Genomic DNA, 21,672 nt, shown 5'->3' on the forward strand with positions numbered 1-21,672 from the left:
ACCAGTATTACTAAAAATAGAAAAAGAATAGAAAAAATAATACTAAAAAAAGCCTAATGTAAAGATTTAAATAATACTACTTTTTAAATATAAAATATTACTACATGGAATAAAAAACCATAATTTAGTAATAAAAAAGGCAATATAATGCTTTAAACCATGTAGTAAAACTTTTTTATCTAGTTCGAACTAGTGGAAAAGTTCATTAAAATATATATGTTTTAAGGAGACAAAAAAATGAAAGTAGCAATTTTAGGTGCAGGATGTTACAGAACACATGCTGCAAGTGGAATTACCAACTTCTCAAGAGCTTGTGAAGTTGCAGAAGCAACCGGAAAAGAAAACATTTCTATGACCCACTCAACCATTGAAATGGGTGCAGAATTATTAGAATTAGCTGGCGTAGATGAAGTAGTCGTATCCGACCCAATTTTTGACGGCGACTTTGTAGTAGTAGATGACTTTGATTACGCAGAAGTAATTGCAGCACACAAAGCAGGAAATCCAGAAGAAGTAATGCCTGCTATCAGAGCAAAAGTAAACGAATTAGCTGAAACCGTACCAAAACCAGCTAAAGGTGCTATTCACTTTACTCACCCTGAAGACTTAGGTATGAAATGTATTAATGATGATTCCGAAGCAGTTGCAGACGCTGACTGGGTAATGACCTGGTTACCAGAAGGAGGTATGCAACCTGACATCATCAAAAACTTCGCTGATGACATTAAAGACGGTGCAATCGTAACCCACGCATGTACCATCCCAACTCCTGGATTAAACAAAATCTTCGAAGACTTAGGTAAAAACGTAAACGTAGCTTCCTACCACCCAGGTGCTGTACCTGAAATGAAAGGACAAGTTTACATTGCTGAAGGTTTCGCTGACCAAGCTGCAATTGACACCTTAGTAGACTTAGGTCAAAAAGCAAGAGGATCCGCATTTACCTTACCTGCAAACATGGTTGGTCCAGTATGTGACATGTGTTCAGCAGTTACCGCTATTACCTACGCAGGTCTTTTAGCATACAGAGACACAGTTACTCAAATTTTAGGTGCACCTGCTGGATTTGCACAAATGATGGCTAACGAAGCTTTAACTAATGTAACCGCATTAATGCAAAACGAAGGTATCGACAAAATGGACGATGCTTTAAATCCTGCTGCATTATTAGGTACTGCTGACTCCATGAACTTCGGTTCATTAGCAGAAATCGTACCTACAATACTCGATTACTTAGGAAAAGACGAATAAACACAATAAGTTGATTGTTGGTTAACCCCAACAATTTTAACTTATTTTTTAATCGTTAAGAAATTAGCTATTAAAAAATAAGTTGAAGCAATTTCAATAAAAATAAGAGAGATAGATGGTTATATGATTGATGAAATTTTAATAAAAGCAAGACAAGGAAAAGAATTAAGCGACGATGAATTTTTAGAATTGTTAAATATCGAGGACGATAACGATCTGGAAAAATTGTTCAAGATAGCATGCGACATAAGAGACAGTCAATCAAAAGTAATCAAGCTAACCTCTACTGTACACCTTACAAACAAATGCCAAATCCAACCTAGATGCGAATACTGCGGATTTGCAGAGGAAACATCCGAAAAAGGATATTTCAATGCATTCTATAAATCCAATGAGGAAATATTAACGGCTGTGAAATCTATCGAAGAGGCCCATATCCCCCGCGTAAGCTGTTCAGGAGGATATGGATATAAAGGAAAACAGGCAGTTAATGCATGCAAAATCGTAAAGGAAAATTCAAACCTGGAAATCCTTGTCAATGTAGGTGGAGACCTGACCGAAAAATCAGTGCAGGATTTGGCAGACTTGGGTGCAGACACAATATGCTGCAATCTAGAAACCATAAACGAGGACGTGTTCTACCAAAGAAAACCTGGAGATTCCCTGGACCAAAGGATACTGACCTGCAAAAGGGTGAGCGATGCAGGTGTCGGATTATCTTCAGGACTGCTTTTAGGGCTCGGAGAAAGCAAGGAAGACAGAATAAAACACTTGCGTTACCTGTCCAACTTCAAAACATTGGAAGAAATTCCAATAATGGGATTCAATCCATATGAAGGAACTCCTATGGCAGACTGGCCACCATTCCCATTGAAAGAGCAACTGAAGATGGTTGCAGTCACAAGAATAATGTATCCTTCCATTACAATAACAATGCCAACTCCTACAGTCGGACCTGAAAACGTGGAATTTTCACTTAAGGCAGGAGCGAACAACCTGGCAACAGTCATAGCCGACAATTACCCTCATGAAGTCAAGGGCGTTGGCTCTCCGGATTACGGAAATTACACAGAAGTTGTCAATGTTATTGAAAAATTGGATTTGGTACCTCAAACTATTTAATCTCTTTTTTTAGGAGGTGACAAAATGGCATTTGAAAGAATGATAAGAAACGCATTTGAAGAGTCCAGAAACAACTGCAGATTCGGAGACACCATTGAAGAAATCAGGGAGATTCAGGATTATATCGGAAATGCTAAAAAAATTTACATACCAAACAAGAACGGCATAAAAGTGGAAGTCCTGAATCAAGTTTTAAGCGAATATGGCCTGCCTTCCGCAGAAATACTCCATATTAACACCAATACTGCAGACACCAGCAGAATTCCCGCTCTTGCAAAAGCCTATATGGCACTTGACCAAAGCGATGCTGATTTGATAATAGCAAGAGGACGATTGGGAATTCCAGGATCAGGTTCACTACTTATTTTCATTGACAATAAAGGAAGAATATTGACTGCAGGAACTTCACCTTCACATATAATTCATAAAAAATCAATAGAACAAGCCGTTTATGAAGAAGCATGTGAAGCCCTTGAAAAAATTGGTTTTGAGAAGGTCAAACAATGAATATCGATACAGGAATTACTTCAGAAGTATTCACAATCAAATCCGAAACTAAACTGATTGATATCTTCAACAGAATTATAGACAAAAAGTCAAAGGCAGTTTTTGACTATATTGAAAGCTTGAATTTTGATGAAAACAAAAGGATAATCGTTATCGGAACTTATTTCACCGGAGTTGGAATCGTCAAAAGATTGGCTGAAAAATACAAAAACATATTATTGATTGACATTTATCCTCATCTTGAAGAGCTGCTTGACACTGAATTAGGCGGCAAGCCTATAAATAATGTTGATTTCTCAACCGATTTGAATTTGATCTATTCAGGAGACATCGTAATCGACACAACAGGATTTGGAGGAATCAATGTTGAGCAGTCATCAAAATTGGATGTTGAGACATTCATAATAGAAGATCCCGTAGCTGAAGACAATGATGAACTTTTGGCTAAAAAAAATAACATCCATGAAAGATTAGATGTAGTCAAAGCTAAAAATAAGGCAATCATAAAAACCAAAGGCATTGATACAAAAACCTCCGGAACGATGACATTGACAATTGGTGCTTTAACAAATTTATTGAACCGTTTTCTTGAAAAGGAAGGTGTTCTTTATTGTGCCTGTGAAATGGGATTCTATGAAGAGATCATTTTCAAGCAAAAGGACATTGACAAATTCATTGAACAGAGCAATGTGAATGCTTTTAAAGTCTCAACAATCAATCCCTTTGATTTGGATGAACTGATTGCAGAAGAAATAAACAAAATTGCCACAGAAATGATTTAAATGAAGCTTAAAGATATAATTGAATTTCTGGATGAAAAAATTCCCCCATCATTGGCTCTTGACAATGATGAAGTCGGATTTAAAGGGAATTATGATTTAAACGAGAAGATTGATTCAGTTATGATTTATATGGACCTTCTGCCTGAAGATGACTTGAATTATGAAAATACATTAATAGTAACTCATCATCCTCCGTTGTTTGTGCCCAAAACACCAACATACACAATACATTCGAATTGGGACATAATCGATGGCGGAGCAAATGATGCACTGGCAAAAGCATTGAACCTGGAAGTTGCAGGCCGTTTTGATGATGAAACTGGCATCGGAAGAATCTGCAAAACAGACCAGAAATTCATTGGATTGAAAAAACAGATTTTAGATAATTTCAGCAATGTCAGAATTGCAAATAGCTTAGATGATGATAAGGTAATTAAGAATATCGGAATAATTTCAGGTTTTGGACTTAAAAATCCGGAATATGTTTTATTGGCTAAAAATAAGAATGTTGACATATTGATATCCGGAGACATGACACAGGAAACTGCCATTCTGGCGATGAATTTAGGAATTGCTTTGATTGACCTGAATCATCATGAAAGTGAAATTCCAGGATTATATGCTCTTGGAGATGTTTTAAGAGAACTCAAGATAAACGTAGGAATTGTTGACAAAAAACCGATACAGGTGATGAAATGACAGACAAAATTAAAAAAATGGAAGACCGACAGGTCCCTAAAGGAAGAATCGATTTGGTCGGCTGCGGAAGATTAGGATTGAGAATTGCAATAAACCTGATGCAGGTTCATAGAGGAGGTCCAAAGACAATAGCTGCATTTGATGGCCAAAAGATTGATGGAGGAGATGTGATTTTCACACTTCTTGGAGCAGAGGTTGGACAAAACAAACCTGATTTCATAAAACAGCTCTGTACCCACAATGAAGAATTCAGAAATATCATAAGCTATCCCGAATACATTGATGATGATAATATTGATTGGATTGAAGGAGATGTGGTGATTATTGTAATTGCCGGAGGAAACACCATCCCAACAGCAGCCAAAATAATAAAGCATGCCCACAAAAAAGGCGCAAAGACAATTGGAACCGCAGGAATATTCGGATTTGGCAATGAAAATATTGAAATCAAGGACATTTCAGAGTATGACCAATCAAATCCCGCCGTTGAAGAGTTGAGAAAGCAGGGCATAACAGAAGACCATCTGATTTTAACCACAAACAAGCTGATCAGGGACAATGAACCTGTAACTCCATATACTTTGGATGAAGTGGCAAAAGTCATTACAATCAATGCGTTGAAACTGTTGAGAGATCAAAATGATTAAGATAGCAACTGCAGAATGTTTCACTCAAGGAAAAATCGGAAGGGAACTTCATGCGTTGGCTCAAGATTATGAAGGAGATTTCGGAAGGGAATACGTGAAAAATCTTGAAAGTTATGGTGATTTCGATTATAATAAGCTCAGTGTAACCTGCAGCTTATTCATCCCAACGATTGAAGCTGTTGTGAAGATTTTGAAAGTCAAAAATCCTCCAAAACCCAATAAGCTAATCAAAGGAATTAAGGTTTATGATGAAAAAGGAGACATTGAAGTCAGCAAAATCATGGCCCGTGCCGTTAAAGACCTTACTGACTGTGACATTGCAATAGGAACGACAGCAGGCATTGGACGTGGAGGAATTTGCATAATCACTGACGAATATGAAATTTCAACTACAACCGACGTTTACGCTGACCTGTGTGAAAACAACAGTGAAGACCTATTTCAAAGGTCACAGAACGGAATCAGAAAAACATTGGAACTCATTCTGCTGCTTTTAAACGATAAATTTGATGAAATTGAAAAACTAGAAAATATTGAATTAAATATTCTCTAATTCTTTCAGAATATATCTTTTCAATATTTCAACAGCCTTTTCACCATCTTCGTCAAGGCGAACAGCATCCAACGGATTTAAATCATAAGCCTTGACAACTGCATCTGCAGCGATGTTTTTAACTGATTTTATATTCTTTTCGTTCAGGATTACTGAAGCGCAATCATCTCCGCAACCTGTAATTGTAACAATCTCTGCATCATCCAGAATTGGTGCGCAATTGTTAGGCTGTGCTGAATACTCTGTAATGCAAGCCGCAACAATGTTTTCATTTTCCAAAGCCAATTCGACGCTGGCAGCCCTTACAACTAACCCTAATGGGGATAATCCACTACATGATACCAATGCTATTTTATCACTCATTTTTTCATCCTCGAATATCTTTTTTTAAGTTTATCATAACCTCTTTTGTAAAACGGACAGAAATTGATGCATACGCTGCATCCCTCACGATGGGCAGTGCACGATTTCCTTAAAAATTTGCCTTCATCATCAAATGCACTTTCCGGACATCTGTCAATGCAGACTCCGCAGGTCGAACAGTAATCGCGAACCCATTCCAGCTCGTTTTCAGTTTTGAACGGCAGGTTTTCGATTGAGGTTTCAATCATGAAGAAACCGAGGTTCAAACCTTCCTTAAAAAGGCACATGTTGCTTCTTGTGATTACCGCATCATTTGACTGAAGCGCAATTGCCCTCAGGCTCACACGATCGTCTAAGGGATTGATCAGGTCTGCTCTAAAACCGTTTTCCCTTAAGATGTCTGCAAGAGCAAATGTTTTTGCCCCGACTTCCTGGAATTCCTCATCCATCAGTCTGCACTTTTCCTTTGAGGGATTCATTTTCAAGATTTCTTCAGACATTGCATATTTTAGAATTATGATATTATCCCAGTCAATATCCCATTCATTTTTAAATTCATCACTCAAATTGGCATAGCTCAAACCGGCAAATCTTGAGGCAATGGCAATGTCTGTAAATTCCTTTAAAAAATCATCACTGATAGTGGTTTTTGGATGGTGAGGGTTTTCAATTTCATAAAAATTTGGAATAGGTTGATGATATCTGAATCTCATGCGAACCTATTTTGTCCTTAAAGCCTCAACGGCTTTAGGGAACTCTTCACAGAATACCTTAATTTGTTCTGTCGGAATTGAGAAGCTTATACGCAGGTATCTGTCTCCAAACTCTTCGGAAGTGTATTCCCCTTCTCTTGTAAAGAGTTTTTTATCAACCAGATAATTTGACATGACCTTCGGATTAATTCCCGCACCGGACAAGTCAATGACCATCATGTTTGCCTGTGAAGGGTAAACCGGCAGGAACACGCCCTCAATTGGGTCAATCATTTCTTTTATCAGCCTTTGGTTTTCGAAACATGTTTCTCTCATGCTTTCAAACCATTCAGGTTTTGATTTGAGACCTGCAATTGCACCGTATTGTGAGATTATATTAACACCCAAATCGTTGACCACCGCATTCTTTATGGAATCTATGATTGGCTTTGAGGAAATCACTCCCCCAATTCTCAATCCTGCCATTCCAAATATTTTTGAAAAGCTGTAAATTGTCAATGTTTGGCCTGGAGCATAATCTTCCATGTTGAAGTGCACCTGTGCAAAGTCCTTATAGGTTACGTCATGCAATAAGTATAAATCGTTTTCCTTTGCTATTTCGGCGAATTCCTTCAATTCGTCTTCATTGTATCCTGAACCTAATGGGTTTAACGGGTCAATCAATATTACCATACGGGTATTCTCATCCATGTTCTTCCTTAAAAGCTCAGGAGTCAATTTGTAATCGTTTTCCTCATAATAGATTGGAACATATCTTGCTTCATCTGCAAAACGGTTAGCAAAGTCCCCAATGATGAAATAACCTGGATCGGATAAAATCACATTGTCTTCAGGTTCCAATAGAGCTTGCATAACCAGATATAATGATTCTGTTGCGCCGGAAGTCAATAATACTTCCAAATCCTTTAATCCTAAATCTTCTAAAATCAATTGTTTAAGTTCGCTGAATCCTTCTGGGGCAGGATATTTACAATAATTCTTTTCCTTAATGGCTTCAATCATTGCATCGGCTATAGTATCGTCGTGTAGATGGTTGGTGTTCTGGCCCATCCATATCATGTCTTCGTCCATATACATATCTTCAAAAAAGTCGTTGGCACATTCATATCCTTCCGGAGGTACTCTTTCGGTTTTTTGAAATTTCTTTTTTGGGTTTTTAATATCGAAATCCTTTTCCCTCATATTATCAGCTCAAACAAGTCCAAAATAAATATATATTTTTAATTGTTAATAAAATTTACCTACTCAATACCGGTTGAGGTGATTGAAAAAGTAACCTGCCTTCCTTCAGGAAGACTTCTGTGGCGCATTAAGGTGGCAATCCTCTGGTCAATCTCATTTCCGCGCTCCAATCTGATGATTACCTTGCTGATGTAGGCAATAATGTCACCGCCGACCGCCTTGACTTCACTGTTTCCCTCATCATCAAATGCATTGTAAATCTGGTTTGTGATGATAACTGCAATGTCATACCTGCGGGCGATGTTTGACAACAGCTGAATCTGCTTTCTCAGCTCCTTGCTCAGCTTATATGACTTCATGTCATCCACCCTGTAAAGCGCAACGGCCGAGTCAAGCACAATCAGGTCAACCTCCTCATGGTGCTTTCTAAGCCACACGTCGATTGACCTCAGATTCTCGGTCTGCTGCAGAAAATCAGTCGGTTCGAAAACCATTATGTTATTGGCCACATCTGAAAAATAAGGTCCTGAAATCTGTTTGATTCTGTCGATTGATATTCCGCCTTCGGTGTCAATATAGATCACTTTTCTGCCGGTCTTTGCAACATTGACTGTCAGCATCAATGCAACGTTACTTTTACCGGAACTTGGAGAACCGAATATCTGGGTTATGCAACCCTTTTCAAAACCCCCCTCCAGCAAATCATCGAGTGATGAGTTTGACGGGATTTTATGATTGTCTTCAAAATTGGCCAATACCTTCATGATAAAATATTGATTTTTATAGGTTATAAAAATTTTTAATCGATATCAAATATTGGTTAATGAGGTTAAAGCATTAAAATAACAGTGTAAATCAGTCATTATGATTTTATTTGAAATTTTAACGATTATTTAATCCATAGTGACCAAACAGTTACCTTACCTTTATATATAACCTCAAACAATGCCAATAGTACAAACTCATAAGAGGTGAATAATATTGAAAAAACCCCTAATTACAATCCTAATGATAATTTTTGCAATCACAACCTGCCTGAATTTCGTATCGGCAGAAAATGAGACAAATATCTTAAGAAGCAGCGAATCTGAGGAAGAAGTCCGTGCAAGCGAGGACGGCCATGTCAACATCAGCTTTGAAAACGGCTATAACGGCTACTGCATAAACTATGGAGAGCACGAGGCAAAGGTCGGCCAGGAATATAGTGTAAAAGACACTACTTACGCCACAAACAAGAATTCAGGCGAAAGTGTAGGCAACTACTTAAAGACATATTTTGTGGACTATTATGAAGATGCCATGAGAGACGAGATTGTCACACAGCATACAATATGGCACTTTACCGATGATTTCAACGGATGGAGAATAGATCCGATTCTAATCGAAAACATCAAATCAACAGCATCAACAAAGACAATCCCTGACAATGGAGCCGTAAGGCAAATCAACAATACAACCGAAGCGGTGTTTGATTTCCAGGTATTGAGTTCAGACAAATCAGACCATCAGAACTTCTTTGCATATAAGATAACCTACAGAGACATTGTCAGAGAGATAATCGGCAATGCAACCAGTTCAAACAGCACAGCAAGTGAAAATCAAAATATTACTAACGCTACTGAAAACACTACCTCCACCGATAAACATGAAAATAATGCCAGTTCCATTGAAAACACTGCCACAAAAGATGAAAACATTGCCGAACCTGCAGAAGGCAGCGGCAAAACCACAGCAGAAAATACTCAAGAAGTTTCAAAAGAGAATAATTCAAAATCAATAAGCCTGTCAAAACAGGTTACCGGAAAAAGAACATTGGGAATAATACTGTTACTGATTGCGCTTGTAACAATAGCTGCGATAAACGTCAGAAGAGATTAATCCCTAATCTCTTATTATTTTTGGTTTTAAACCTGTCAAATCGATGATTGATGATGCACTTTTGGATTTGAGCTCGCCCACATCAATCACCAGATCCACTTCGCAGTCAAGCTGCTCCAGGATTTCTGTCGGACTTGACAGCATTTCGTCATCAGAGAGATTGGCGCTAGTTGTGGTTATCGGGAAAATTCCGGCCAGCCTGCAGGCGATTTCACAGTCCGGAACCCTGACACCCACATTGCTCAAACCGCCGGTGACTGATCTTGGCACGATTTTCCTTTTTTTTAAAATGAATGTGTATGGCCCTGGAAGGCATCTGCTTAACGTTTTCTTTTGGGACAGTGACGCCTTTGCGACCAGGTCTATTGCGCCAACATCACTTACAAGTATCGAAAGGGGCTTCAGATAGCTTCTATGCTTGATATCAAAGACTCTCCTAACGGCGTTGTTATCAAAAATATTGGCGCCCAGCCCATAGACGGTGTCTGTTGGGTACAGCACCACTCCTCCGTCTGCAAGGACATTTATTGCCTGAGATATGATATCTCCATCAACTTCATCAATACTTGTTTTCAATACTTTCATTCATCTTTATATTGTATAAAATCTTTATATATAATTATGCTTCAAAGTTTAAGACCATTATTGACAAGAATACTGAACCCTCTAGCCCGAAATCTGAACATCAATCCAAATATAGTAACGGTAATATCTCCATTCGTTGCGGTTCTTGCAGCATATGGATTTGCAAATCACAATCTGATTTTGGGATTTATTGCAATACTGTTTTCAGGATTTCTTGATGTTGTCGACGGTGCGGTTGCAAGATACCACGACAGGGCATCCCCATTCGGCGCATTCCTTGACTCAACAATGGACAGGTTTGCGGATGCGATAATCTATATCGGAATCATATTCGGAGGATACTGCGACTGGTTTGTCGGTGTTCTGGCAATACATTCAGCGATAACAGTAAGCTATGTCCGTGCAAGGGCGGAATCACAGGGTGCAGAGTGCAACATCGGAATTGCTGAAAGGGCAGTCAGGATGATTATATTGATGGTCGGAGCAATAATCGGCTACTTTGCAGGCGACATCTACTTTACATACATTATTTACTTGTTAGTAGTCTTATCCTACTTTACTGTAGCACAAAGAATCGTTTACGTTTGGAGGCAATTGAAATGACTGAACTGGAAAGCCCGGAAAAGATAGCAAAGGACATTGCAAAACTTGAAAGGAACCTGAATCAGGTGGCCCACATCGAGTTTGTCGGAAAGGAGAAGGAAGTCTATGACAGGGCAATCGACTACTGGAACGATTCCAAATATTACCTTGAAAAAGGGGACATGAGGACAGCATTCGGCTGTATCGAATACAGTCACGGTTTGCTTGATGCCTTAAGGATGATTCACGGAATCATCTAACTATTTTTTCTGTAAATAATTCAATTTACAAGCAATTTTTAAAAAAAATATGTTATTGGAAACATATAATATGAAAATCATTCATTAGCTATCTAAACTACTTCTCAATCCCTCCTAAAGGAATATAACTACAATTAACTACATTAAACTTAAATATTTTTAAAAATAATATATTATCATGACTTTCATGAATAAAAGTGCCAATATAAAACAGTTTCAACTGATTAAATTCATTAATGAAAATTGCGATGATGACCATGTGATATCAAAGATTTCAATCGTGCTTCGCCGGGACAAGATAGAGGCGCCTTATTACATGGACACCAAGATCAGACTGTCCACCTGCATTGACAGGCAAGAAAACGGACTTATTCATGCGATGAACCTGTTAAACCACAATAGGATGCATAATTTAACTGAAGATGCATATAATGAAATCAAATCACTAATCCTTGATGCATTTGATGGCGAAGATGAGTCAAATCAAACAAAAATCTTTAAAGATGAAAAAAGACTTAAGATAGTCCTAACCTCCAAAAATGATGAGGAAATCAGGAATCTCTTTGAAAACTATCATGAACTTTTTGACAAGATAGACAATCTTGTCGACTAAAACAAAATTTAAAAAAAAAGTGGATGGATAGAAATTCCATCTATACATCAATTTTACTATTTATTAAAGAGTCATCGCCTGCGGATATTATCTCACCATCCAAAACTTCGATAACCCTGTCTGCAAGCTTGGCCACATCCATATCATGAGTAACAATAATCAGTGTCACGTTCTTGTCTTCGTGCAAATCGATTAGTTGCTTAAGGATTTTGCTGCTTGTCTTTGAATCCAGCGATCCTGTTGGTTCATCCGCCAATATTATTGATGGGTTGTTGGCAAGTGCACGGGCGATTGCCACCCTTTGGCGCTCACCTCCGGACAGCTTATTCGGCTTGATGTCAGCCTTGTCCTTGAGACCAACGTCGTCAAGCAGCTTCAATGCCCTTGACCTCATCTCCTTTGATGACATCTTTTGTGTGAACATAGGAATTTCAATGTTTTCGACAACTGATATGTTCGGAATCAGATTGTGCAGCTGGAAAATGAAACCGATGCTTTCCGCCCGAAACTCGTTCAGCTTTTTGGATGACTTCAGGTCCCTGCCCGCAACTCTGATGCTTCCGGAATCCGCTACATCCAATGCTCCGAGCATGTTCAATAAGGTTGACTTTCCGGAACCTGACGGTCCAATGATTGATACGAACTCACCATCTTTAATTGTGAGGTTTATTCCGTTCAATGCCTTGATTTTTCCGCCTTCATAGCTTTTATACAAATCTTTTATTTCTACCTCATTCATTTTTCCACCTCACTCATACCTCAATGCCTCTGTTGGCGGAAGCTTGACCGCTTTTATTGCCGGATAAAGTCCTCCTATGATTCCAACCACAATAGCTATTGAAAACGCCTGGATGAATATCTTTGGAGAGAACAATGGGTCTATTCCGATTTGAGGGGCAAAAATGGTGCATGCTCCAAATCCGATTAGGGAACCGATAATTGCTGATACGATTGTGATTACCAATGACTCACCCACAATCATTCCAAGAATTCTCTTATCAGACCATCCGACAGCCTTCAGAACGCCAATTTCTCTTGTCCTTTCAAATACTGACATTAACATTGTGTTGATGATTCCAAGTCCTCCGACAATGATTGCAAGAAGTGAAATAGCCCAGGTTGATGCCTGAAGCATGTTCAGCATGTCAGCCATCTGCTCCATCTCCATGACGGATGTGATTGTTGTTATGTTGTCGCCGTATTTGGCGTCGATTCTGTCAGCCACTTCCTGAGCGTCGACTCCCTTCTCTACCTTTACGTAGATGTTTGAGATTGAATCCTCATCATCCATCAGCTCGCCAACCTTGGAGATTGATGTGAACACTCCTCCGGCCATGTTTGAGTCTCCTGACTCATAGATTCCAACGACCTCAAAGTCCTCGCCGTCGATTTCGATAGTGTCTCCTACCTCATATTCATTATCATCGGCATATATTTCACCTAAAATGGCCTCGTTTTCACCATCCTCCATGATTCTTCCTTCTTTCATGGAGATGTCTGCCAATGCAGTTCCTACAGGATCGATTCCTATCAGAGTATTCATGTAATCGTCGCCGACCGAGGTCAGAACGACATAAATCGGATAGGCCTCATCCACACCTTCAACGGCCACAATCTTATCTGTCCATGAGGCATCTATGGTGTTTGTCCCATAGGCGGAATCCCCGGTTTCCTTACCTGAAATCGAAAAGTCGGCACCTCCGGCATGGATTGTGTCCTCAAAGGTGTTTACCAGACCATCTGTGATTGCTCCAAGAGCGACTATTACAATAATTCCAATTGCAATGCCTACAATAGCCAGAATTGCGCTATTCTTTCTCCTGAAGGGATTTTTAAGAATGAATTTTAAAAATGACATAATACTAAATAGTATTGTAATATATAAATAACTAAGTGTAGAAGCAAATGAGATGCAAAAATCGGGTGATGAAATGCACAAAAAAGTTTTGATTGAGAATATTGACAAGATTCACACCACTGAAATGGGCATAGACAGAATACAGAAAAATCTGGGAATTGATGAGGAGCCTGTCGGCTACTGCATTTCCAAGCTTAAGCAGGACAATGCCGAAGTTGAAAAGGAAGGCAAGAATTACTATGTTAACGTCGATGACTGCAGAATAACCATCAATTCAAGCAGCTTTACAATAATAACTGCCCATAAAGTCTAATTTTAAAAAAAAGTAAAAAAAAAGAAGAGATTTGTAAATCTCTTTAAATCTAATCATCCATGTCTTCAAATCTGGATTCTAATTTTTCCATTACACCAGGAAGTGAAGTGTATTCCATTTCTTCAGCAGGCAATCTGTGAGGTTCGAATGGACCGTGTCTTCTGATGTAAGTTGCGATTTTAGCAGCTTGTTCACGGGTTGGGTCAAATGCAGGGTCATCGAATAAGTCTACAGGACCAATCAATTCACCGTTAGCAATTTGGAAACCTAAACCTACTACTCTAGGAGGTCCGTCGAATCTGATTGGGTTTGCTTCTGCTTCGGATACAGGCATCATTGGACCGTTGTGGGATCCTCTCATCCATCCGCTTACCATGTGTGGGAATGCAAATGGATCTACACATTCACCGTTAGCAGGGAAACCAGATTGTGCTCTTACGATACATACCGGGTCGTCTTTACCGACGTATTCTCCAGCCATTAAGTTTAATCTTTCGGTACTTATTGCAGCTGCAATTTCACCGTTTTTCTTCCATACTCTTTTGATTACGTATCTTCCGGTGGAACCGATTAATGCGAGCAAGTCGTACATTTCTTCAGGACAGTTTAAGATAACTTTTCTGTGTTCGATTACATCGAATACTTCAAATTTGAATCCGTCGTGTAAGGATGGGTCGATTACAAGACCTGCAGTGTTGAATGGGTCTGCAAACATTCTGAATACTGGCAAGTTGAATGCACCAGGTTCGGTTTTGTCACAGCAGAACACTAAAACAGGGTCGGATGGCCTTTCTTCAAATTCAAATTCTGCAACACCAGGACCCATACCTTTGATGTTACCGGAGAAGGTATCGGATAACAAGTCTTGACCTGCACCGTATAATTTCAATTCACGAGCCCTTTCGGTAGCTTTCATGAATGCGTCATATGCGGTTTTGTGAACTTCTTCGTTTTCTTCCCCTTTGTCGTGGGTCATGATTAAGTCTATGTCGTCTCCGCAACGGGAGATATAGTAATCTTTTATGATACCTGCTTCTAAAGCTTCGTTTAAAACTTCATCACAAATATCCATTAATTCTGGGTGTGCGACACAGTGTCCGGACACACTTCCGATATCAGCTTTAATTACACTAACTGTAGTTTTCATTTTAAATACCTCGAATTAGTAAATTATTATTTACTAGTCATTTATTATTTTTGATTTGTATACTATTTAATTATTATGTTAATTTTAAAAAAAAAGTGGAAAGTGAAAACTTAATCAAGTTTTCTGATTTTCTCAAATGCCTTTTCGATTTCGACATCCTGGTTCATTGCTTCGCATGCCTCTTTTACGCGATTTAAATCAGCTCGGGTTTCAGGGTATTTCGGAACAGCACTGCATCCCCCGTCATCAATTTTGGAGATTTCAAATGTTCCAATTTCCTTTGCGATTGCTGTGATTTCCTCCTTGTCAAGGCCTATCAGCGGTGAGAGTATCGGCATGTCGACGCCGTATCTTGTGGCCAGGATATTGGAAAGTGTCTGTGATGCGACCTGCCCTACGCTGCTTCCGTCGACTATTGCATCCGCACCCACTTTTTGGGCCAGCTTTTCTGCTATGTGATACATTCCTGATTTGCACAGAACGCAGGTCATCTTCTCAGGGGCGTTGTCCTTGGCCGCCTGAAGGTATTCGCCGTAATCTATTATGCGTTTCTGGATAGGGTTTCCCTTGGCGTAAATGTTCAGCTGGTCAACCAATTGATTGAAGAGCTCTGTGACCTTCGGGCCTGAGAAAGGGTCGTTGTTACAGTGAAGCGCTACAACTTCACATCCCCTTTTCATCATCATGTATGCCGCTACGGGAGAGTCTATTCCGCTTGACAAAAGCACCACAACCTTTCCCTGTGTTCCCAGAGGCAGTCCTCCCGGACCCCTGATTTTCTCATGATAGATGAAGGCCTTGTTCTCCCTTATTTCAACGAATATTGTCAGGTCAGGATTTGTCAAATCGACCGGAGCAAGGACAACGTTTCTCACAACGCCTCCGCAATGGGCAGCCATTTCCTGAGAGGTATAATCGTGATTTCCGACACGGCGGCACTTGATTGCGAATTTGGTGTCTCCATCGAGAATTCCTTCTGAAATCAGTTCTTCAGTGTATGCGGTCAGGGTTTCATCGATTCCCCCATATGTGGAATCGGTCGAGGTTGCAGGGGAATAGGACACCACTCCGAACACCCTGTTCAGCTTTTCGATTCCCTCATCGAAATCCTGCGGGAAGATATAGATTCTTCCCTGGTTTCTTTCAACTTCACATTCGAATGTGGCCTTGATGTTTTTGACCAGTTTCCTTTCAAAGCGTGCCCTTATCTTTGGACTCTTGAGTCCGATTTCACCGTATCTTGCAATAATTACGTCATGATTCATTTAAACATCCCAATTAATTTTAATATCTCAGTTTTTGAACTCCCAATTACAGATATACATTTTAATTTAATACCTTAAAAAAGTATTTAATGATAATTTAAATATCTTTAACGATAAAAAATATGTATATGTATAGTTTTCTGATTTGCGCTGCCGCACTTATTGCATCATATTTCATTTACGGAAAGGCTATCGAAAGGATAGCGGGAGTTGACGAAAGCGTTGAGACACCTGTCCACAAGCTTGAGGACGGTGTCGACTACATCCCAATGCCAAGATGGAAGCTCTATCTTGTTCATTTCCTAAACATTGCCGGCCTCGGACCGATTTTCGGTGCCATACAGGGAGCTTTGTTCGGTCCTGCAGCATTCCTGTGGATTGTGCTCGGTACAATATTCATCGGAGCGGTCCATGACTTCTTCTCAGGATTCATGTCCCTCAGAAGCGACGGATTCACAATGCCTGAAATCATCTCAAAGTATCTTGGAACCAAAGCCCGGAAGTTTGTGGGCGTCATCATCGTGATAACAGGTATTCTCGTTGCATCCACATTCGCAACAGGGTCTGCCGACCTTCTTGCAAGCCTCACCGGCGTTCCGACATTAATCTGGCTTGTGGTGATATTCATCTACTTCCTCATAGCAACCCTCTTTCCGGTCGACAAGATCATCGGAAAGATCTACCCGATATTCGGAGCCCTGTTCCTTCTCATGGCAGTGCTCATGATAGGTGCACTTATGCTGAACCCTGCATACACAATTCCGGAATTCACAACACAGGGACTGTACTTCACTGACAAGTCAATCTTCCCATATCTCTTTGTGACAATAGCCTGCGGTGCGATTTCAGGTTTCCACGCATCACAGTCCCCTATCGTTGCAAGATGCATGACCACAGAAAAGGATGCAAGGCCTGTGTTTTTCGGAGCAATGGTTCTTGAAGGCATCACAGCACTCATCTGGGCGGCAATCGCAATGGCATTCTTCAACGGCCAGCCGCAGCTTGCCGTACTCTACGGCGCAACACCTTCCATCGGCGTGAATCAGATGGCAACAGCACTGCTCGGACCTGTCGGATTGGTTCTCACCATCATCGGAGTTGTGGTCTGTCCAATCACCACAGGAGACACCGCACTTAGAAGCTCAAGGATAACAATGGCCGATGAGCTCAAGATAAATCAGGAAAAGCTGACCTCAAGGGTCAAATTGGCAGTGCCCCTGTTTATAGTGTCATTTGCCCTGACATTTATCGACTTCAGCCTGATTTGGAGATACTTCGCATGGGTGCAACTGATTGTGGCCACCGCAGTTCTCTATGCGGGAACGGTCTATCTGATTCAAAACAAGAAACACTATATCGTAGCACTGCTTCCGGCAATTGTCTGTACCCTGATTGCATTCGGATACATTCTTCAGGCACCGGAAGGTTTGAGGTTGCCTTCACTGACTGCAAACGTGATTTCAGTCATTGCAACGGTAATTATTGCAATAGTATTTTTGAAGAAATATAGGTGAATGATTATCATGACAAAATATTGCGGCAACTGCGGAAAGAAACTGAATGACGATGCCGATTTCTGCACCCAATGCGGCACATCACAGAAAGAGGAAAAACCTTCCAAAAACAATAACAACATTATAATTATCGGATTGCTTGGTCTGATAATCATTATTCTTGTGGCGTTTTTGGCCTTTGGCATGAAAACATCAAGCGAACTTATTATAACAAGCAGCCCTACACTAACAACAGATGACGACTTTGCCGTGAGACTGACCTCAAACGGCACCGGAATTGCAAATCAGGAGATTCATGTGGTCTTTGATGATAATGGCAAAGCATTTGAATTTGACACCGTGACCGATGAAAACGGCAAGGCATCGTTTGAACCGAATCTTGATGTGGGAAAATATGAGGTTGCCTGCAAGTTTGGCGGAAATGCCAAATACAAGGACTCATATGACACCATGACCGTTAACATCAAGGAAAACGAACCAGATTATGAATCATATTCCTACCCACGATCATTTGCAAGTACAGATACCAACGGGGACGGATATGTTCTTTTGAGTGACATGAACATTGCACATACTCCTCAAAACATCCAATATCAGATGTATGCTGATGCGGACGACAATAATGATGGAAAACTGAACGAACACGAATACTACAAGTTCATGTACAAGCTTAACTATGACAAGCAAAGTTATGGCCTTTAAAAAAATAGAAAAAGGATAATGATTATCCTTTGATTAGGTCAACTGCAGTCTGGATGGCTTCATCCATCTTGTCTGCATTCTTACCTGCACCCTGCGCCAGGGTCAAACGGCCTCCGCCGCCACCGCCTAAAACGCCTGCTGCAGTTTTTATTATTTCATTTATTTTTACGCCGGCATCTATTGCGGATTGTGATGCTGCTCCGACAATCTTACCGTCACTGTTACCCATTACGACGACATCCGCCTTGCCGTTGTCGGTGAAGTCGGTTGCCATCTTCTGAAGCTCCTTGAAGTCGGATTCAATCAGTTGGTGGACCACTTTCAAACCGTTTATCTCATCATACTCATCGGCAAGTGAGTTCATCTTAAGGGAAGCGATTTCAGATTTCAGGCGGTCAATCTCGTTTTTCTGAGCCTTCCATTCTGAAAAGAACCTGTCACAGGTTTTCGGCAATTGGTCGTTTTCGACCTTGAAGATTCCTGAACTTTCACGCAGGAGTCTGCTGTCATGCTGCATTGAGTCGATTGCGGCAAGCCCTGCTGAAAAGTCAATCCTTTCGACACCGTCCTGAACCCTTTCTGTCTTGTTGATCTTGATAGGTCCCACAACACCTGTCCTCATTACGTGTGTTCCAGCACATGCCTGAACGTCAACGCCAGGAACCTTGACGACACGAATCATCTTGCCCGGAACGATACCTCCTTGGTAGAGAACGAATCCGTAGAGCTCCTGTGCCTCATCACGGGTGTGGAACTGGATGTCCAGGTCGATGTTTGCCATGACGTATTCGTTGGCCAGCTTTTCGATTTCATTGAGCTCTTCCTGTGTGATGCGCTTGTAGTGTGAAAGGTCGATACGTGCCCTTGTAAGGTCATTCTGAGATCCTGCCTGCCAGATGTGCTGACCCAGTACCTTACGTGCAGCCGCAATCACAAGGTGGGTTCCTGTGTGGTGGCGCGCAAGGGTGATTCTTCTCTCCCAGTCCAGTTTGCCTTCAACTTTTTTGCCAATCACGTCATCTGTGACGTCCCCATCTACATGATGCAATACGACATTGTCAACCTTTTCGGCATAGTACATTTTAAATGAATTTCCGTCAATGGAAACTTCACCTATATCAGAAGGTTGGCCTCCTCCTTCAGGGTAGAACACGGTTTTATCGAAGATGAGACATTTGTCCCCATCCTTCTCAACCAGACCCAAAACCTCTGCCTCGAACTCTTTCTGGTAGAAATCTTTATAGAACAATAAATCGGTTTCAGGGAAATCCACCTTGAATGTGGACTTCTTGTTGGTAGTATCCTTTTCATGAGCTCCCGCAACCTGAGTGAAGAAGTTGTCCGGAACATTGACGGTAAAGTCATCGCCCGCCATCTCAACAACGGTTTCAGGAGGAATACCGTGAGCGTCGTATAAATCTATCAACATGTCAAGAGGCATTTCTGATTTGCCCTCTTTTTTAAGCCTTTTGATTGATCTTCTGACAATGCTTTTGCCCTTCTTGACTGTTGCGGCATACCTTTCCTCTTCAAGGGTTATGATGTTCATGATGTGCTCTTCTGAGTTGCGGATTTCAGGGTAGAACTTTGAGAGGAAGTCCAACTGTATCTCCATGACGTCCGCCAGTGATTCCTTCATGTCCAGTTCCTTCATGAAACGGATGGTTCTTCTTAAGACCAATCTTGCAAGGTATCCTTCCTTGACGTTTGAAGGGATGATTCCGTCTGCAATCATGAATGCAAGACATCTTGTGTGGTCTGCAATGATGTAGATTGCCTCCATAGGCTCTGCGGCCTTGAGATATTCCTCTAAAGAGAGGTCCAGACTGTCTGCAACCTGCTGCCTTAGCTCCTTTAAATCTCCGATGTCCTCGATGTCCATCATTCCGGCAATCTGGGCGTTCCTTCCCTGGATGTCCTCGTTGATTTCGACTCCTGTGAGTTCCTTGAGCTTGTCGACCACAGGGGCGAAGCATGCGTCATAAGCGGTCGGAGTCCCTTGAGAAATCCATGCGATTCTTTCAAGACCGTAACCGGTGTCCACAACCTTGATTGGGATTTCCTTCTTGGATCCGTCCTCAAGGGTTTCGTACTGGATGAACACTAATGTAGCGAGCTCGACACCACGGCAGCAGACCTCATAACATGGCCCTTCGTTACCTCCTCCGGCCCACCAGGACTTGATGAATGTGATTTCCTCGGTGTTAATGCCGATGTGTGCAAAGAATTTGTGGCACAGTTCGATTGTGCGGTCTTCCCAGTAGATGAAGTCATCCTCCTTGTTGATGACTGTGTGTGTTCCCATTGTAAAGCAGGTCATGTGACGGCCTGTCCTTCCGACATTGTCAACGTCGTTTAGCCTGATTGAAGGCTGAGCCATTTCAATCGGGTTTGCAGGCGGCTTTACAAGTCCTGAGGTAATCCAAGGCTGGAAACAGAAGATTGATGCTCCAACTAGGAATACGTCGTCCCTCCACCTTTTGGCAAGGACCGGATATCTTGGGACATGAGTGTGCCCTTCACTTTCTAAAAATTCTCTAAAGACCTTTTGGATTTCATATAAGTTGTACGGCTTATCGGTGGCAGGGTTTGCGATAAACTCATACTCGTCACACGGAGCGTCCCCACAGGTGTCTCTGTCAATCTGTGAGTAGAACTCCTGTCCGCAGGTTTTACAAGTTTGTTTCTTATAACCAAGTTCGTCAAAAATTTCTACCATATAAATCAGTTCAAAATGTTTATTAGTATATACTATGTTTTTAATTAAATAAATAAATTTTTGAAAATTGCAAGATTATGGGTGATTGAAAAATAATAAAAAAGTAAGTAACTGCACGAAGCAGCTACCTGATAATTAATTTAGCTAAGGATTCCAAGTTTTTTGGCAGTCTTCTCGTCAACTTTTCCGGTCACTTTCAGTCCTTTGTCATGTTGGAACTCTTTGACTGATCTTTCTGTGCAGCCTTTGAACTTGCCGTCAACTTTAAGGTAATGACCTTTGTATGAAAGGTAGTATCCATGGTCTTTTAGAGCCTGCTGGATTTCCTTAACGGTTGACTTGTCCTTGCTTCCTTTGGATACTGTCTTGAAGGTTACAATGACTTTAATGTTGGCTTTTTTGGATACCTTGTTGTAG

Annotated in this window: 25 protein-coding genes; 14 read left to right on the forward strand and 11 right to left on the reverse strand. The window is 40.8% G+C overall.

The window, feature by feature from the left end; genetic code table 11:
* Positions 1-237: 237 nt before the first annotated feature.
* The 7 genes from hmd to ACJMML_RS07460 all read left to right on the forward strand — a co-directional run bounded on the left by hmd (position 238) and on the right by ACJMML_RS07460 (position 5,561).
* A complete protein-coding gene (hmd, locus tag ACJMML_RS07430) occupies positions 238-1,251 on the forward strand; it encodes a 5,10-methenyltetrahydromethanopterin hydrogenase (protein WP_116592597.1) in 1,014 nt (337 codons plus the stop codon).
* A 123-nt stretch (positions 1,252-1,374) separates the two neighbouring features.
* Complete coding sequence (hmdB, locus tag ACJMML_RS07435) at positions 1,375-2,373, forward strand: 5,10-methenyltetrahydromethanopterin hydrogenase cofactor biosynthesis protein HmdB (RefSeq protein WP_405306701.1); 999 nt, start codon at positions 1,375-1,377, stop codon at positions 2,371-2,373.
* 24 nt (positions 2,374-2,397) lie between these two features.
* Positions 2,398-2,880 carry a DUF3236 domain-containing protein gene (locus ACJMML_RS07440; protein ID WP_405306702.1) on the forward strand — a complete coding sequence of 161 codons (483 nt, stop codon included), beginning with the start codon at positions 2,398-2,400 and terminating at the stop codon, positions 2,878-2,880.
* The gene (locus tag ACJMML_RS07445; protein WP_405306703.1) at positions 2,877-3,662 is read left to right on the forward strand and encodes an SAM-dependent methyltransferase HcgC family protein; all 786 of its coding nucleotides are present in this window, start codon (positions 2,877-2,879) and stop codon (positions 3,660-3,662) included. Before ACJMML_RS07440 ends, ACJMML_RS07445 begins: the two co-directional genes overlap by 4 nt.
* Positions 3,663-4,361 (forward strand): Nif3-like dinuclear metal center hexameric protein, encoded by a 699-nt coding sequence (locus ACJMML_RS07450; RefSeq protein WP_405306704.1) that lies wholly within the window; start codon positions 3,663-3,665, stop codon positions 4,359-4,361.
* Positions 4,358-5,008 carry a hypothetical protein gene (locus ACJMML_RS07455; protein WP_405306705.1) on the forward strand — a complete coding sequence of 217 codons (651 nt, stop codon included), beginning with the start codon at positions 4,358-4,360 and terminating at the stop codon, positions 5,006-5,008. The genes ACJMML_RS07450 and ACJMML_RS07455 overlap by 4 nt, the downstream gene beginning before the upstream one ends.
* Entirely contained in the window at positions 5,001-5,561 is a 561-nt protein-coding gene (locus ACJMML_RS07460) for a FeGP cofactor biosynthesis protein HcgF family protein (protein ID WP_405306706.1), read from the forward strand. The genes ACJMML_RS07455 and ACJMML_RS07460 overlap by 8 nt, the downstream gene beginning before the upstream one ends.
* Here the strand turns inward: ACJMML_RS07460 and ACJMML_RS07465 are convergent.
* The 4 genes from ACJMML_RS07465 to radB are packed head-to-tail and all read right to left on the reverse strand — an operon-like array spanning position 5,547 to position 8,583.
* Entirely contained in the window at positions 5,547-5,924 is a 378-nt protein-coding gene (locus ACJMML_RS07465) for a putative zinc-binding protein (RefSeq protein ID WP_405306707.1), read from the reverse strand. The two genes, ACJMML_RS07460 and ACJMML_RS07465, sit on opposite strands and share 15 nt — an antisense overlap.
* Positions 5,921-6,637, reverse strand: a complete 717-nt coding sequence (locus tag ACJMML_RS07470) for an ATP-binding protein (RefSeq protein ID WP_405306708.1) — start codon at positions 6,635-6,637, stop codon at positions 5,921-5,923. The genes ACJMML_RS07465 and ACJMML_RS07470 overlap by 4 nt, the downstream gene beginning before the upstream one ends.
* 6 nt (positions 6,638-6,643) lie before the next feature.
* Positions 6,644-7,819 carry a pyridoxal phosphate-dependent aminotransferase gene (locus ACJMML_RS07475; RefSeq protein ID WP_405306709.1) on the reverse strand — a complete coding sequence of 392 codons (1,176 nt, stop codon included), beginning with the start codon at positions 7,817-7,819 and terminating at the stop codon, positions 6,644-6,646.
* 59 nt (positions 7,820-7,878) lie between these two features.
* Positions 7,879-8,583, reverse strand: a complete 705-nt coding sequence (gene radB, locus ACJMML_RS07480; protein ID WP_405306710.1) for a DNA repair and recombination protein RadB — start codon at positions 8,581-8,583, stop codon at positions 7,879-7,881.
* 217 nt (positions 8,584-8,800) lie between these two features.
* Here radB and ACJMML_RS07485 point away from each other — a divergent pair, with 217 nt between their 5' ends.
* The gene (locus tag ACJMML_RS07485) at positions 8,801-9,697 is read left to right on the forward strand and encodes a hypothetical protein (protein ID WP_405306711.1); all 897 of its coding nucleotides are present in this window, start codon (positions 8,801-8,803) and stop codon (positions 9,695-9,697) included.
* A gap of 3 nt (positions 9,698-9,700) precedes the next feature.
* On the opposite strand, the gene ACJMML_RS07490 is transcribed toward ACJMML_RS07485, so the two are convergent.
* Positions 9,701-10,282 carry an L-threonylcarbamoyladenylate synthase gene (locus ACJMML_RS07490; RefSeq protein ID WP_405306712.1) on the reverse strand — a complete coding sequence of 194 codons (582 nt, stop codon included), beginning with the start codon at positions 10,280-10,282 and terminating at the stop codon, positions 9,701-9,703.
* Positions 10,283-10,318: 36 nt separating this feature from the next.
* Between ACJMML_RS07490 and pgsA the strand changes: the two genes are divergently transcribed.
* From pgsA to ACJMML_RS07505, 3 genes are all read left to right on the forward strand, one after another.
* Positions 10,319-10,885 carry an archaetidylinositol phosphate synthase gene (pgsA, locus tag ACJMML_RS07495; RefSeq protein WP_405265433.1) on the forward strand — a complete coding sequence of 189 codons (567 nt, stop codon included), beginning with the start codon at positions 10,319-10,321 and terminating at the stop codon, positions 10,883-10,885.
* Positions 10,882-11,124: a DUF357 domain-containing protein gene (locus ACJMML_RS07500; protein ID WP_292846585.1), complete on the forward strand. Its 243-nt coding sequence runs from the start codon at positions 10,882-10,884 to the stop codon at positions 11,122-11,124. The genes pgsA and ACJMML_RS07500 overlap by 4 nt, the downstream gene beginning before the upstream one ends.
* A 178-nt stretch (positions 11,125-11,302) precedes the next feature.
* On the forward strand, positions 11,303-11,737 hold the full coding sequence (locus tag ACJMML_RS07505) for a hypothetical protein (protein ID WP_405306713.1): 435 nt from the start codon (positions 11,303-11,305) through the stop codon (positions 11,735-11,737).
* 40 nt (positions 11,738-11,777) lie between these two features.
* On the opposite strand, the gene ACJMML_RS07510 is transcribed toward ACJMML_RS07505, so the two are convergent.
* Both ACJMML_RS07510 and ACJMML_RS07515 read right to left on the reverse strand, forming a co-directional pair.
* Positions 11,778-12,476 carry an ABC transporter ATP-binding protein gene (locus ACJMML_RS07510; RefSeq protein WP_405306714.1) on the reverse strand — a complete coding sequence of 233 codons (699 nt, stop codon included), beginning with the start codon at positions 12,474-12,476 and terminating at the stop codon, positions 11,778-11,780.
* Between the two features lie 9 nt (positions 12,477-12,485).
* The gene (locus ACJMML_RS07515) at positions 12,486-13,595 is read right to left on the reverse strand and encodes an ABC transporter permease (RefSeq protein ID WP_405306715.1); all 1,110 of its coding nucleotides are present in this window, start codon (positions 13,593-13,595) and stop codon (positions 12,486-12,488) included.
* Between the two features lie 73 nt (positions 13,596-13,668).
* Between ACJMML_RS07515 and ACJMML_RS07520 the strand changes: the two genes are divergently transcribed.
* Entirely contained in the window at positions 13,669-13,908 is a 240-nt protein-coding gene (locus tag ACJMML_RS07520; protein WP_405306716.1) for a DUF3781 domain-containing protein, read from the forward strand.
* A gap of 49 nt (positions 13,909-13,957) precedes the next feature.
* Here the strand turns inward: ACJMML_RS07520 and fbp are convergent, their stop codons facing one another.
* Positions 13,958-15,055 carry a fructose-1,6-bisphosphate aldolase/phosphatase gene (gene fbp / locus ACJMML_RS07525; RefSeq protein ID WP_303739620.1) on the reverse strand — a complete coding sequence of 366 codons (1,098 nt, stop codon included), beginning with the start codon at positions 15,053-15,055 and terminating at the stop codon, positions 13,958-13,960.
* A gap of 110 nt (positions 15,056-15,165) precedes the next feature.
* Positions 15,166-16,320, reverse strand: coding sequence for a tRNA uracil 4-sulfurtransferase ThiI (gene thiI, locus ACJMML_RS07530; protein ID WP_405306717.1), 1,155 nt, complete (start codon positions 16,318-16,320; stop codon positions 15,166-15,168).
* A gap of 128 nt (positions 16,321-16,448) precedes the next feature.
* Between thiI and ACJMML_RS07535 the strand changes: the two genes are divergently transcribed.
* Together ACJMML_RS07535 and ACJMML_RS07540 are read left to right on the forward strand one after the other, a co-directional pair.
* On the forward strand, positions 16,449-17,834 hold the full coding sequence (locus tag ACJMML_RS07535; protein WP_405306718.1) for a carbon starvation protein A: 1,386 nt from the start codon (positions 16,449-16,451) through the stop codon (positions 17,832-17,834).
* Between the two features lie 9 nt (positions 17,835-17,843).
* Entirely contained in the window at positions 17,844-18,536 is a 693-nt protein-coding gene (locus ACJMML_RS07540; protein ID WP_405306719.1) for a zinc-ribbon domain-containing protein, read from the forward strand.
* Positions 18,537-18,558: 22 nt separating this feature from the next.
* Here the strand turns inward: ACJMML_RS07540 and alaS are convergent, their stop codons facing one another.
* Together alaS and ACJMML_RS07550 are read right to left on the reverse strand one after the other, a co-directional pair.
* Positions 18,559-21,255 (reverse strand): alanine--tRNA ligase, encoded by a 2,697-nt coding sequence (gene alaS, locus ACJMML_RS07545; protein WP_405306720.1) that lies wholly within the window; start codon positions 21,253-21,255, stop codon positions 18,559-18,561.
* Between the two features lie 140 nt (positions 21,256-21,395).
* Positions 21,396-21,672, reverse strand: a 277-nt coding sequence (locus ACJMML_RS07550) for a peptidoglycan-binding protein (RefSeq protein ID WP_405306721.1), incomplete at its 5' end; no start/stop codon positions are given.

It is taken from the genome of Methanobrevibacter sp. (genome assembly GCF_045130115.1).
Lineage (GTDB): Archaea > Methanobacteriota > Methanobacteria > Methanobacteriales > Methanobacteriaceae > Methanocatella.